This is a genomic window from Flavobacterium sp. (assembly GCF_031381455.1).
GTDB lineage: Bacteria > Bacteroidota > Bacteroidia > Flavobacteriales > Flavobacteriaceae > Flavobacterium.
Window position 1 is genome coordinate 25683 of the sequence record NZ_JANMXZ010000019.1, and the last position, 12126, is coordinate 37808.

15 protein-coding genes are annotated in these 12126 nt (G+C 32.8%); 12 read left to right on the plus strand and 3 right to left on the minus strand.

The annotated features are described in order from the left end of the window. Positions 1-26 precede the first annotated feature (26 nt). Positions 27-806, minus strand: coding sequence for a class I SAM-dependent methyltransferase (locus RMN97_RS05520; protein WP_309613525.1), 780 nt, complete (start codon positions 804-806; stop codon positions 27-29). Positions 807-906: 100 nt separating this feature from the next. Then, positions 907-2781: an ABC-F family ATP-binding cassette domain-containing protein gene (locus RMN97_RS05525; protein WP_309613526.1), complete on the minus strand. Its 1875-nt coding sequence runs from the start codon at positions 2779-2781 to the stop codon at positions 907-909. A 276-nt stretch (positions 2782-3057) separates the two neighbouring features. On the opposite strand from RMN97_RS05525, the gene RMN97_RS05530 reads away from it, so the two are divergent. The 8 genes from RMN97_RS05530 to RMN97_RS05565 all read left to right on the plus strand — a co-directional run bounded on the left by RMN97_RS05530 (position 3058) and on the right by RMN97_RS05565 (position 9103). Further along, entirely contained in the window at positions 3058-3840 is a 783-nt protein-coding gene (locus RMN97_RS05530) for a hypothetical protein (protein WP_309613527.1), read from the plus strand. A 10-nt stretch (positions 3841-3850) separates the two neighbouring features. After that, positions 3851-4285: a hypothetical protein gene (locus RMN97_RS05535; RefSeq protein ID WP_309613528.1), complete on the plus strand. Its 435-nt coding sequence runs from the start codon at positions 3851-3853 to the stop codon at positions 4283-4285. A 12-nt stretch (positions 4286-4297) separates the two neighbouring features. Beyond that, positions 4298-5332 (plus strand): hypothetical protein, encoded by a 1035-nt coding sequence (locus RMN97_RS05540; RefSeq protein WP_309613529.1) that lies wholly within the window; start codon positions 4298-4300, stop codon positions 5330-5332. Positions 5333-5407: 75 nt separating this feature from the next. Further along, a complete protein-coding gene (locus RMN97_RS05545; protein ID WP_309613530.1) occupies positions 5408-5881 on the plus strand; it encodes a GNAT family N-acetyltransferase in 474 nt (157 codons plus the stop codon). Positions 5882-6052: 171 nt separating this feature from the next. After that, complete coding sequence (locus tag RMN97_RS05550) at positions 6053-6256, plus strand: hypothetical protein (RefSeq protein ID WP_309613531.1); 204 nt, start codon at positions 6053-6055, stop codon at positions 6254-6256. Continuing rightward, a complete protein-coding gene (locus tag RMN97_RS05555; RefSeq protein ID WP_309613532.1) occupies positions 6253-6558 on the plus strand; it encodes a hypothetical protein in 306 nt (101 codons plus the stop codon). The genes RMN97_RS05550 and RMN97_RS05555 overlap by 4 nt, the downstream gene beginning before the upstream one ends. 11 nt (positions 6559-6569) lie before the next feature. Then, complete coding sequence (locus RMN97_RS05560) at positions 6570-7742, plus strand: glycosyltransferase family 2 protein (RefSeq protein WP_309613533.1); 1173 nt, start codon at positions 6570-6572, stop codon at positions 7740-7742. A 68-nt stretch (positions 7743-7810) separates the two neighbouring features. Continuing rightward, positions 7811-9103, plus strand: a complete 1293-nt coding sequence (locus RMN97_RS05565; protein WP_309613534.1) for a dihydrolipoamide acetyltransferase family protein — start codon at positions 7811-7813, stop codon at positions 9101-9103. Between the two features lie 113 nt (positions 9104-9216). Here RMN97_RS05565 and RMN97_RS05570 read toward each other — a convergent pair whose 3' ends face one another. Then, positions 9217-9663: a hypothetical protein gene (locus RMN97_RS05570; protein ID WP_309613535.1), complete on the minus strand. Its 447-nt coding sequence runs from the start codon at positions 9661-9663 to the stop codon at positions 9217-9219. A 309-nt stretch (positions 9664-9972) separates the two neighbouring features. Between RMN97_RS05570 and RMN97_RS05575 the strand changes: the two genes are divergently transcribed. The 4 genes from RMN97_RS05575 to RMN97_RS05590 all read left to right on the plus strand — a co-directional run. Beyond that, entirely contained in the window at positions 9973-10308 is a 336-nt protein-coding gene (locus tag RMN97_RS05575; protein WP_309613536.1) for a helix-turn-helix transcriptional regulator, read from the plus strand. Positions 10309-10433: 125 nt separating this feature from the next. Then, positions 10434-11204 (plus strand): 3'-5' exonuclease, encoded by a 771-nt coding sequence (locus RMN97_RS05580; RefSeq protein ID WP_309613537.1) that lies wholly within the window; start codon positions 10434-10436, stop codon positions 11202-11204. A gap of 70 nt (positions 11205-11274) precedes the next feature. Next, entirely contained in the window at positions 11275-11886 is a 612-nt protein-coding gene (locus tag RMN97_RS05585) for a fumarylacetoacetate hydrolase family protein (protein WP_309613538.1), read from the plus strand. Beyond that, positions 11886-12126 (plus strand): histidine kinase (locus RMN97_RS05590; protein WP_309613539.1); only part of this gene is annotated, 241 nt, incomplete at its 3' end. The genes RMN97_RS05585 and RMN97_RS05590, both read left to right, overlap by 1 nt.

Below are 12126 nucleotides of genomic sequence, written 5' to 3' on the forward strand. Positions count from 1 at the left end.
TGGCAATCAGGGATGGTTGCCATTTTTTATGCCCGAATCACAAAATGTTCTTTCGGTTGTTCCTTTCGAAAGAAAACAATTCCCCATTGAAAAGTATCAATTGTGACCGTAACTTTTTGATGTTTTTTTATGATTTCCCAAGCCGATTCCATGTTTTTAGACCAATGAATATCATCAAAAATACAAACGCTTTCGTTGGTGATGGTTGGTAATAATAATTCGAAATAGGCTAAAGTGGCTTGTTTGGAATGGTTGCCGTCAAAATAAATTAGTGAATTGGGTTCGGTTTTAACCGAATCATTCTGCAAATAGGAACTAAATTCTGTCTGAATAGAATCTATATTTTTTAAATCAAATTTTTCAAACAGATTATTAGCCACAACCAATGTATTTGCACAACCTTCCAAAGTAGTTATTTTAGCTTTTTTATTTCCTAACGAAAGTGCAGCAGTGGCTAATCCTAATGAAGTTCCTATTTCTAAAATACTTTGCGGCTTAAAATAATTGGTAATTCTGAAAAGTAACTCGGCTCGTTTGGTTGAAATCCCAGCATTACTGGCAATTTGGTTTATTGCTCTTGTATTACTTTTAAAAACCCTTGAACCTGCACCAAAATCACTTACTTCAATGGTGTTTTTGTTTTGCAGAAGTGTGTTTCTGTAGTTTTTAAGAATGTAATATTCAGCATATTTTTTCTTGTCATAAAAACATTTGGTAACCAAATTAAAAACAAAAGGAGAATGCACTCCGTGTTCGTTTTTGGATTTCCAGAGGAAGTTTAGATATGATTTTATTATTTGCAACATTTGTTTTTTGTTACACGGAGATACACGGAGTTTAAGCAGAGATGCACGGAGTTTTTTTCTGTGAATCTCATTTTTTCTCTGTGAATCTCTGTGAAATAATTTATTCCATTTTTGAAGAAAGCTCAAACCAACGTTCTTCTTTTTCTTCCATTTTTTTAATTATAACTTCGAGTTCTTTGGCTTTTGCCGTAATATCAGCATCAGCAACTTTTCCTTCAGAAAATAAGTTTTCGATTTGCTTTTTCTCGTACTCTAAGTCTTTGATTTCACGCTCAATTTTGTTGAACTCTTTTTGTTCATTGAAATTCAGGCCAGCAGCCGTCGAACTATTTTGCTTCCAATTGACTTTTTCGGTGCTTACGCTCGATAAGTTTTTTGGTTCAGCCGAATCTTCATACGCTCTGAAATCAGAATAATTTCCGGGGAAATCCTCAATCTGTCCTTCACCTCTAAAGATGAATAAGTGATCTACAATCTTATCCATAAAATAACGGTCGTGGGAAACCACAAGTAAACATCCCGGATAATCCAAAAGAAAACTTTCTAAGACGTTTAAGGTTACAATATCCAAGTCATTCGTTGGCTCATCGAGAATCAAAAAGTTTGGATTCTGAATTAAAACCGTACATAAATACAATCGTTTCAATTCGCCACCACTCAATTTTTCTACAAAGTCATATTGCTTTTTGGCATCGAATAAAAATCGTTCTAACAATTGTGAAGCCGAAATGATTTTCCCTTTTGTCAAAGGAATATATTCACCATATTCCTTGATGATATCAATAACTTTTTGCCCTGGTTTCGGATTGATGCCGCTTTGAGTATAATAACCCACTTTAATTGTGTCGCCAATTACAACTTTCCCTGCATCGGGAAGCATAGTTTTGGTCAGAATATTTAAGAAAGTCGATTTACCGGTTCCGTTTTTACCAATGATTCCGATACGTTCGCCACGTTGAAAATCGTAACTAAAGTTGTCCAGAATAACGCGGTCTTTGAATTTTTTATACAATTTGTGCAGTTCGATAATCTTGCTGCCCATGCGTTCCATATTGATTTCAAGCTCGACTACATTTTCTTTTCTGCGGCTTTCTGCAACGGCTTTGATTTGGTAAAAATCATCCTGACGCGATTTTGATTTAGTCGTTCTCGCTTTGGGTTGACGACGCATCCACGCTAATTCTTTTACGAAAAGGTTTTGTGCTTTGTCAATCGTAGAGTTTTCCATCGCAATACGCTCTTCTTTCTTTTGAAGATAATAAGAGTAATTCCCTTTGTATTGGTATAATTTTCCGTTGTCTAATTCTATGATTTCATTACATACGCGTTCCAAAAAGAAACGGTCGTGCGTCACCATAAACAACGTAATATTTTCTTTTGCGAAATAACTTTCCAGCCATTCAATCATCTCTAAATCTAAGTGATTCGTTGGTTCATCCAAAATCAATAAATCAGGACGATTAATCAGAATGATAGCCAAAGACAACCGTTTCTTTTGTCCGCCCGAAAGGCTTTTTACTTTCAGTTTTAAATCGTCAAGTTTTAGTTTGGAAAGAATTTGCTTGAACTGTGTTTCAAAATCCCAAGCGTTGTGGCTGTCCATTTCATCAAAAGCCAGCTGATACTTTTCTTCTCCCGAATCTTCGGGATTCAGATTTTCCAAAGCTTTTTCGTAACGTTCAATTACGTGCAGAATTTCGTTATCCGATGCAAAAATACTTTCCTCAATCGTCAATTCTTCTTGCAGCTGATTTGTTTGGGAGAGAAACGCCATTTTAATGCCTTTTCTAACCACAACTTTACCTGTATCTGGTTCATCTTCACCATTTATAATCTTCATGATACAGGTTTTTCCTGAACCATTTTTGGCGATGAAAGCGATTTTTTGGTCTTTATTTATGCCAAAAGAAATGGCTGCAAACAAGGTTCTTTCGCCAAAGGATTTCGATATATTTTCTACTGAAAGGTAATTCACGGGTAACAATTTTTTGCAAAAGTAAGTCATTGCGAGGGACGAAGCAATCTTTATTTGAAGCGAATGGTCAGTGTTTTTCAGTTATCCATTTTCCCGCTTTTCGCATTACATGGTAATTGCTTCAATCGGGGCTAGAAAGGAATGGTCTTTTGTGTTTTTTTATGCATTTAAAGTTTAAGCATTTTATATTTTAAAAAAAAGATTTTTTTACAATGTTTTTTTCTTTCAAAAAAAGCTTATATATTTAATATTGTCGCATATTTAAATTCCTACAAAATGAAATTTAATGATAGAAGTTTAATAGCTTTAAATCTCAAAAATGCTAAACTGGAAAACCTTGAAGAATGGTTTGTAGAAACTAATTTGATAAGTAGTGATGCTACCAAAAATTATATAAGGCAAGATGAAAATAATAATCTAACTATTGATTATATTTTTTTAATAAATGATACTGTTCTCGGAACTTCTTATAAAAATGATTGCACTGAAATTAAATTCTCCGATTTTCTGATTGATGATTTTGTAATGTTAAAACCTATTTCATTAACAGAGTTAGAACTCTATAGAAGTGTTATTATCGATTGGATTTTTAATTATAATAAAATAAATGACCTTGTTTTCAAAGCTATTCGTTCTTTACAAGAATTCGAAGCCGATATACATCAATATCCCAATTTCACCAGTTGTGTTTGTGTAATTGACGCTTTTGATTTAGGGTTTAAATTAAATGATTTCTTTCTTCCAACTAATCAAAAGTTTGAAGCAATACATCAGTTTTTTAAAACTCAATATCAAACGGAAAAGGTTTTGAAAAGTGTAAATCTTACTAAAGTGTTTTTTTTAGACCAGTTTATTTTAGGGTTTAGTTTTCAGATGAAAGAAAGAGTTGAAGAACATTTCTTTTGGAATATGCAATTAGATGAGCAATTGCTTTTGATGGATAAAATTACTTTCGATGCAACAATTCAATTGACAGTTGATAGTCTTTTGGATAAAATTAATTTCGATGGTATTAAAAGTCTAACAATTGAGGAATTGAATTTTTTAAGTAACCAATAAATAAGTATGTATGAGAGTTAACAGACCACCAGACAGGTATTGTGGAAATTTGCATTTAAAGTACAAGGGAAGAAATAATAATTTTTTTCAAGCACGAAAATTGTCCAAAACAGTAATTATTGAAATCGACTATAACTTAAAAGAAGAGCTTGTAGTTTCGTTAACCACGTTTGACGGAACAGAAATTAAGTTTAGTATGATTTCCTCTAATTTATATATGAAAGTGAATGGCAAGTATGAGCTGCAAGAAACACAAAATTTTTGCAGTTTTCAACTTCTATTAACAGATAAACTAATGTTGTTTGAAGGATTTATAAGTTACCAGAAAAATTTTGAAGGACCTTTTTCTTTTATAGAAGATTTTGAGGCAACCATAACTGTAAACGAAAATCCTTCACTACTGCAAACTTGGATAAAACATGAACAAATAATTATAGCTAACTAAAAATTTGGAATTATGATATTGCTACGGAAAAAACCAGGGAATTTGGACGAACAACTGCATTTAGTTAATCTCCCAGAAAACAATAATCTTATTGCACAAAATGTTTTTGAAAATAATGGTCAATTACCACCAGTTCCACCTATAGAAATTCATCCATATAGTTATACACGATATAATTTTGGTTATGATAAAATGATTATTGGAACTTTTCCTCCCATAAGTTATTTATTAGATAATCATTTACTTGTCGAATTAAAAAGATTAAATAATTTAAATGGTAGAAGATTGACGAAACCACTAATTCCATTTTATCATGGAAATAGGGGTGGAATGTGGGATGTATTATTATTTGGAAATACTTTTGATGAAATACTAAAACTCGCAAGAATAGATGGAAAGGATGCGCTGATTGATGAGTTAACATATAGATTTATTAGATATGATGATATAATTTACTCTACTCAAAGAAAGATATTAAACAATAGATATAATGCAGAAGATAAAAACTTATTTAATATTGTTCCAAAAGCTTCTTTGATAAAAGATATAATAGAAAAAAAAGATTTATTTTCTATTTTATTCAATACCAGTAGTTCTTTTTCGAATAAAATAAAAATCAACAGAGATAATAAAATAAATATTGAAAATGATTCAAATATAAAATCATTTGATTTATTCGTTAGGACTTTGCAAGAATTAAATTATTCTGTAGATTTTATGTTAGATGACTTTAATCGAAATATAATTTTAGATTGGACAGAGGTTAATTTTCAAAATTTAAATATTATTAGAAATTCATTTAAACATAAAGTTTTTTTTAAAGTAAGAATTAGAAAAGATATTAAAATACTTAAAGAAATTTTCGTTGTTACACCATTTAGTCCTGCAGCAAGAAAACGAGTTGAATTAAATCCAATTGTGAAGAATTGGTTAAGTCAAAACCCAAATAAATCAAGGCGAAATTTATTAACGAATATATATACTTCTTTTTCTTTATTCCAAGAAGAGAATAAAGAATTTCTATATAGTTTGAACTATTACGAATAATTAATTAGAATATTTCATTTTCATAAAATAGATTTCAAATAATAAATTCAATTTTAAAAGCTATAGATCCAAACAATGTATAAAATACAAGAAGCAACATCAGAACAAGTTCCAGAAATAGTAAAACTTTGGACAAAACTCATGAACATTCATAAAGAAATCGATGCACATTATTTTTCTAATACAGATAACTCAAAAAATGATTACAAGCTAGAAATAGAATCGTTTATCAATGACCTTTCTGATAATGTATATGTTGCTTTGATAGATGACAAAGTGATAGGTTATACAACAGTTCAATTAGTTTTTTTCCCCAATAATCATTACAACAAGAATTCATATTGTACTATCGGTGACATTATGATTGAAGAAGATTATCGTCACTTGGGCATTGGAAAGGATTTTGTAGAACAGGCAAAGTCATGGTCGCAATCTTATGGAATTAGAACAATTCAAGTGCATGTTTTTTCAAAGAATAAAAAAGCACTTAATTTTTTTGAACAGCAAGGTTTCGAAGACAGGTTTGCTCTACTAGAATTAAGAATTTGATAGTATAAAAATTATATAATTATTTATCAAATGCAACTATCCATCATCATTCTTAATTTTATAGTGCGCTACTTTTTGGAGTTGTGTGTTTTGAGTATGCAAAAAGGCATTCAGAACTTGGACGCGGAAATTGTAAACTTTTTGTATATTTGAATTTCAAAATCGTTTGTTATGAATCCTAACAAAAAAAATAGCGCTAAAGAACCTGCTGATGCATACGAAGTGATTCCAAGAGTTGATGCTAATGAGGAAGTGTTCCATCCGATTCTAGTGCAACTTATCGAAAAGTCAAAAAAAGAATTTAAAGAGGGTAAATTTATCACACATGAAGATGTAATGAAAAATTTAAAAGAGAAATTTCCTTTTCTAAAATGATTTATAAATTTCATTGGAACTCAAATGCAGAAATTACTCTTCAAGATGAATCTTTTTTTATTCTTTTAAAATGGAATGCTGAAGAAGTTCAAAAGTTTATAGATTTAGTTGAAGAAAATCTAGAAAGATTATCCAAAAATCCAAAAACTGGAATTTATAATAAAGAGTTGAATGTTTATTTTTTAGTAATTTCAAAACAAACCACTTTGTATTATGATTTTAGTATTCAAACTAATGTAATAGAATTATACGTATTTTGGAACAATCTTAAAAATCCACAAGACTTAATTAAGTTGCTCTAAAATAACCATCAATGCAACTATCCATCATCATCCTTAATTATAATGTACGCTACTTTTTGGAGTTGTGTGTTTTGAGTGTGCAAAAAGCCATTCAAAATCTGAATGCCGAAATCATTGTAATAGATAATAATTCTTCGGATGATAGTTGTGCGATGATGAAACAGCTTTTTCCAAATATCAAGCTAATTGAAAACAAAGAGAATTCAGGTTTCCCAAAAGGGAATAACATAGCGGTTGCAGCAGCCAAAGGCGAATACATTTGCATACTAAATCCGGATACTGTTGTTGCCGAAGATACTTTTGAAAAAGTGCTGGCTTTCGCCAAAAGACAAACTGATTTAGGAATCGTTGGCTGCAAACTCATTGACGGAACCGGAAATTTTCTGCCCGAAAGTAAACGTGGTATACCAACGCCATGGGTAGCATTTACTAAGATTTTTGGTTTGTATAAGTTGTTTCCGAAATCATCGCTTTTTAATAAATATTACGCCCAACATTTAGGCGAAAATCAAACCGGAAAAGTTGATATTTTGGTTGGTGCTTTTATGGTGATGAAACGCGAATTGTATAATCAGTTAGAAGGTTTTGATGAAAACTGCTTTATGTATGCTGATGATATCGATTTGTCTTATCGAGCGTTGTTATTGCAAAAGCAGAATTATTATTTCCACGAAACAGCTGTCATTCATTACAAAGGCGAAAGCACTGTGAAAGACGCGACGTATATGAAGCACTTTAGAGAGTTTATGAATTTCTTTTATAAAAAGCACTTCAAACAATCAGTATTTTTTAATTTGATAGCGAGATTTGGCGCTTTTTACTTTTCGATGGTGAAATTATTTCAAGGATCCCGAAGTCTCGGGACTAAAGCGAAAATCCCACCAAGTCAATATATCTTAATCTCTGATAATGAAAACATAAGAGAAAAATTAGAAAATAAACTTCAAAAAAACATCCAAAGAACGCCTTTAGAAAACGGAAAAATAGTATTTTCGCAATCGATTTCGGAGAAGAAAAATACGGAAGTAATTTTGGACACAAACTATCGTAGTTTTACCGACGCGATATCTTTTTTCGAAACAAATAAAAACAAGTCGTTTACTTTTAAACTGTTACCAATGCAAAGCAATTTTATCATCGGAAGTAACAGTAATAACGATAGAGGCGAAGTGATTAATTTGTAGAAAAGCAAAATTATCGCTTTTTCTTTTAGTATTTTTGCAGCAGAAATTAGAACACAACTATACACAATATGGCAAAGTTTGAATTGAAATTACCAAAAATGGGAGAAAGTGTTGCGGAAGCAACCATTACCAATTGGTTAAAAAACGTAGGCGAAAAAATCGAAGCCGATGAAGCCGTTTTGGAAATCGCTACCGATAAAGTGGATAGTGAGATTCCAAGTGAAGTTTCAGGAACGTTAACCGAAATTTTATTTCAGGTAAATGATGTGGTAAAAGTAGGCCAAACCATTGCTATTATTGAAACAGAAGGTGGAAGCGTTACACCAGAACCTGTTGAGGAACCAAAAACCGAAGTTGCAGCATCACTTGTAGAAGTAACTAAGGTTGCCTCTCAACCGACAACTTCAGATGATACTCCATCCGATTTCAAGTCATCAGACAAATTCTATTCGCCTTTAGTTAAAAACATTGCGACTGCAGAAGGAATTTCTGTATCCGAATTGGAAGTAATATCCGGTTCAGGAAAAGATGGCAGAGTTACTAAAGAAGACATTTTAAATTATATCAAAACTAGAGGAAGTCAACCAGCGGTTCAACCGACAACCGACAACCGACAACCGATAACTCAAACCGTTCCAGTTTCAATAAACGGTGGTGACGAGATTATTGAAATGGACAGAATGCGTAAACTGATTTCAGGCTATATGGTCGCTTCTGTGCAAACATCAGCGCACGTCCAATCGTTTATTGAAGTGGATGTGACAAATATTGTAAAATGGAGAGATCGCGTAAAAAGCGCTTTTGAAAAGAGAGAAGGAGAGAAGTTGACGTTCACGCCAATTATGATGGAAGCTGTGGCAAAAGCTTTGAAAGATTTTCCGGGAATGAACATTTCAGTTGATGGTGACTTTATCATTAAGCGTAAAAATATAAACTTGGGAATGGCAGCAGCCTTACCAAATGGAAACTTGATTGTTCCTGTAATCAAAAATGCAGATCAATTAAACTTAGTCGGAATGGCAAAAGCCGTAAACGATCTAGGAAACCGTGCGAAAGCTGGCAAACTAAAGCCAGACGATACACAAGGCGGAACGTATACTGTTACCAATGTTGGGACTTTCGGTTCTGTATTTGGAACACCAATTATCAACCAGCCACAAGTTGGAATCTTAGCACTTGGAGCGATTAGAAAAGTACCAGCAGTTATTGAAACTCCGGAAGGTGATTTTATCGGAATCCGTCAAAAAATGTTCTTGTCGCACTCTTATGATCACAGAGTTGTAGATGGCGCATTAGGCGGAAGCTTTGTAAAACGCGTAGCCGATTATCTGGAAGCATTTGATGTGAATAGAGAATATTAAAAAAAAGAGACCTTTCGAATTGAAAGGTCTTTTTTTATAGTATTCAGTTTCCAGTCTCAGTTTCCATAATTAATTTTAACTGAGACTGTATACTGCGACTGTCTACTCTTTTGCTACTCATCAGGGTTTTTTACTATATCACCATCAACAATAAGCGTTGACTTGTCTGCAAACTTGTATTCTCCTTTCTTGAAAGTGCTATTGTTGGTCAAGACCACTTCATAGGTATAAACGCCTTTTGGTAATTCATAAAAATACTCTTTGCTGCCTTTTTGAATGACTAATTCTTTTCTAATTTCATCGCCGTCTTCCGTTTGACGTGTTATAATAAAAGTGATTTTGTCTTCCAATTTGTTTTTAATACAAACACTTTCCACAACAGTGCTATTTACATCTTTAGGTTTGGACGATTTGAAAATGGTAATTAAACCGCCAAATAGGAGTTCACCTCCTCTGATTAAGTTTACAGTGTCCGATTGTGAAAATGCCAACATAGGACAGAATAACAATAACATTACAACAGATTTAAATTTAGCTTTACTTTTTGAGATTGGTTTCATGATAAAAAAGTTTTGAGATTAAGTAAAGCTGTTCATAGATAGATATATTGTTTTAAGATTAGAAAGTAAAGTTGTAACTCCTACTTAAAGAATCCTAAAGGAGAACTTTTAAAATCCATAATAATTCTTTTAAACTTCAAAAGAAAAGTGTTAAATAAAAAAATAATAACACTACTTATCACACAATAAAGTTTTAAATATCACGTTATTACTTTAAGTGCTTCTGATGTTGTCACGAATATCTCAAACCAACTTTAACCTGAGGTGCAGCCGAACTGTTTGGATCGCAGCGAAAAAAAATACTAATCAATGACAACCGGAACCAAAATTCGTCACTTCAGAGAGAAGAAAAGATTGTCTCAGGAAGAATTGGCTCACCTTGTGGGTGTTAGTCAAGTCACCATCGGAAACTGGGAACAAGGAAAAAGCATCAAGCACGAGTTTATTAGAAAATTGGCAAGCGCACTTGAAGTTTCTACCGATTTTTTATTGGAAGATGTCCAAAATGCAAATCTGCAGGCATATCCAAATATGGAAACTATTGGTAATAATTTCGAAATCACCATCAAAGCACCCAACCATTTGTTTGACGATTTAAACAAAAAAATGGATTTTATCATCAACCGAATTGGTAATGCAAAATAGTTTTATAAGTATAGTATTGCAATTCAATCCCGCTTGAAAAAATCGGAATTTTTTTATGTAAAAAAATAAAATAATCGACCAACGGTAACTTCAATATTTTATATTTGTCGACTCAACTTTTTAAAATGGAATTAAAACTCACGCGTCCTATTTGTTTTTTTGATTTGGAAACCACAGGTATTGAAGTTGCCAAAGACAGAATTGTGGAAATCTCCATTTTTAAAGTATTTCCCAACGGAAACAAAGAAACCAAAACATGGTTAGTGAATCCAACTATTCCAATTCCTCCATTTGCTACCGCTGTGCATGGAATTACGAATGAAAAAGTAGCCAACGAACCAACATTCAAAGAATTAGCTTCCCAAGTACATGCGATGATTAAAGATTCAGATTTGGCCGGATTTAATTCAGACCGATTTGATATTCCGCTTTTGGCCGAAGAGTTATTACGCGCCGAAGTCGATTTTGATATGAAAAACAGAGTGTCAGTTGATATACAAACTATCTTTCACAAAAAAGAAGAAAGAACATTAAGTGCTGCTTATAAATTTTATTGCAATCAAAGTCTGGAAAACGCACATAGTGCCGAAGCGGATACTATGGCGACTTATGAAATCCTGAAAGCACAATTGGACAGATACGAAGATTTAGAAAACGATATGAAAACGCTTTCTGAATTTACAACCCGAAAGAAATCAGTTGATTTTGCAGGTTTCATTGCGTTGAATCCAGAAGGGCAGGAGATTTTTACTTTCGGAAAACACAAAGGTGTATTAGTAGATGAGGTTTTGGATAAAGAGCCCGGTTATTTTGGTTGGATACAAAACGCAGAATTTCCATTGTTTACTAAGAAAGTTTTAACCGGAATTAAGTTAAGAAAATTGAATACAAAATAGTTTACAGTTTTCAGTCACAGTTCTCAGTAAAACCTGTAGACTGCGACTGCGACTGCTTACTCTAAATATTATGAAGATTATCTGCATCGGTAGAAATTACGTCAATCACATTGCCGAGCTCAATAACGAGCGTCCGGAGGAACCGGTGATTTTCATGAAACCCGATACCGCTATTCTTCCAAAGAAAACAGCTTTTACGATTCCGGAATTCAGTAATGATGTACATCATGAAGTGGAAATTTTGGTAAAAATTTCAAAAGTTGGAAAATATATCGCTACCAAGTTTGCTCATAAATACTATGACGAAATAGGTTTGGGAATCGATTTTACAGCACGAGATATTCAGAATAAATTGAAAGAGAAAGGCTTACCTTGGGAAAAAGCAAAAGCTTTTGATGGTTCAGCGATTATAGGTGACTTTCATCCGAAAAATAATTTTATTTCGACAGAAAATATTACTTTTGAGTTGCAAAACAATGGAAAAACCGTTCAAAAAGGTAACACGAGCCATATGCTGTGGAAAATTGATGAAATAATTTCACACATTTCGCAGTTTTTTACACTCAAAAAAGGCGACATCATTTTCACAGGCACACCCGAAGGCGTTGCCAAAGTGACACCAAACGATATCCTTGAAGGATTTATAGAAGATAAAAGAGTATTAAGATTACACATTAGATAATGGCAATAAACTACAACTTAGCAAAAGTCTACGCACTTTCAGACAATGACTCTGAATTTGTATTGCAAATCATCACGTTATTCGTAACCGAAGTTCCCGAATATTTGAAACATATTGATTTAGGTATCAAAACCAAGGATCACAAATTAGCATACAGCTATGCACACAAAATTAAACCAAGTTTGGATTTGATGGGAATGAACGTTGCTTTTGAAGAAATTCTTCAGGTTGAAGCCTGGA

Excerpts from the sequence above, each read along its gene's own strand:
- RMN97_RS05520 (WP_309613525.1), bottom strand. The coding sequence starts at position 806 with ATGTTGCAAATAATAAAATCATATCTAAACTTCCTCTGGAAATCCAAA.
- RMN97_RS05530 (WP_309613527.1), top strand. The coding sequence starts at position 3,058 with ATGAAATTTAATGATAGAAGTTTAATAGCTTTAAATCTCAAAAATGCT.
- RMN97_RS05535 (WP_309613528.1), top strand. The coding sequence starts at position 3,851 with ATGAGAGTTAACAGACCACCAGACAGGTATTGTGGAAATTTGCATTTA.
- RMN97_RS05540 (WP_309613529.1), top strand. The coding sequence starts at position 4,298 with ATGATATTGCTACGGAAAAAACCAGGGAATTTGGACGAACAACTGCAT.
- RMN97_RS05545 (WP_309613530.1), top strand. The coding sequence starts at position 5,408 with ATGTATAAAATACAAGAAGCAACATCAGAACAAGTTCCAGAAATAGTA.
- RMN97_RS05550 (WP_309613531.1), top strand. The coding sequence starts at position 6,053 with ATGAATCCTAACAAAAAAAATAGCGCTAAAGAACCTGCTGATGCATAC.
- RMN97_RS05555 (WP_309613532.1), top strand. The coding sequence starts at position 6,253 with ATGATTTATAAATTTCATTGGAACTCAAATGCAGAAATTACTCTTCAA.
- RMN97_RS05560 (WP_309613533.1), top strand. The coding sequence starts at position 6,570 with ATGCAACTATCCATCATCATCCTTAATTATAATGTACGCTACTTTTTG.
- RMN97_RS05565 (WP_309613534.1), top strand. The coding sequence starts at position 7,811 with ATGGCAAAGTTTGAATTGAAATTACCAAAAATGGGAGAAAGTGTTGCG.
- RMN97_RS05570 (WP_309613535.1), bottom strand. The coding sequence starts at position 9,663 with ATGAAACCAATCTCAAAAAGTAAAGCTAAATTTAAATCTGTTGTAATG.
- RMN97_RS05575 (WP_309613536.1), top strand. The coding sequence starts at position 9,973 with ATGACAACCGGAACCAAAATTCGTCACTTCAGAGAGAAGAAAAGATTG.
- RMN97_RS05580 (WP_309613537.1), top strand. The coding sequence starts at position 10,434 with ATGGAATTAAAACTCACGCGTCCTATTTGTTTTTTTGATTTGGAAACC.
- RMN97_RS05585 (WP_309613538.1), top strand. The coding sequence starts at position 11,275 with ATGAAGATTATCTGCATCGGTAGAAATTACGTCAATCACATTGCCGAG.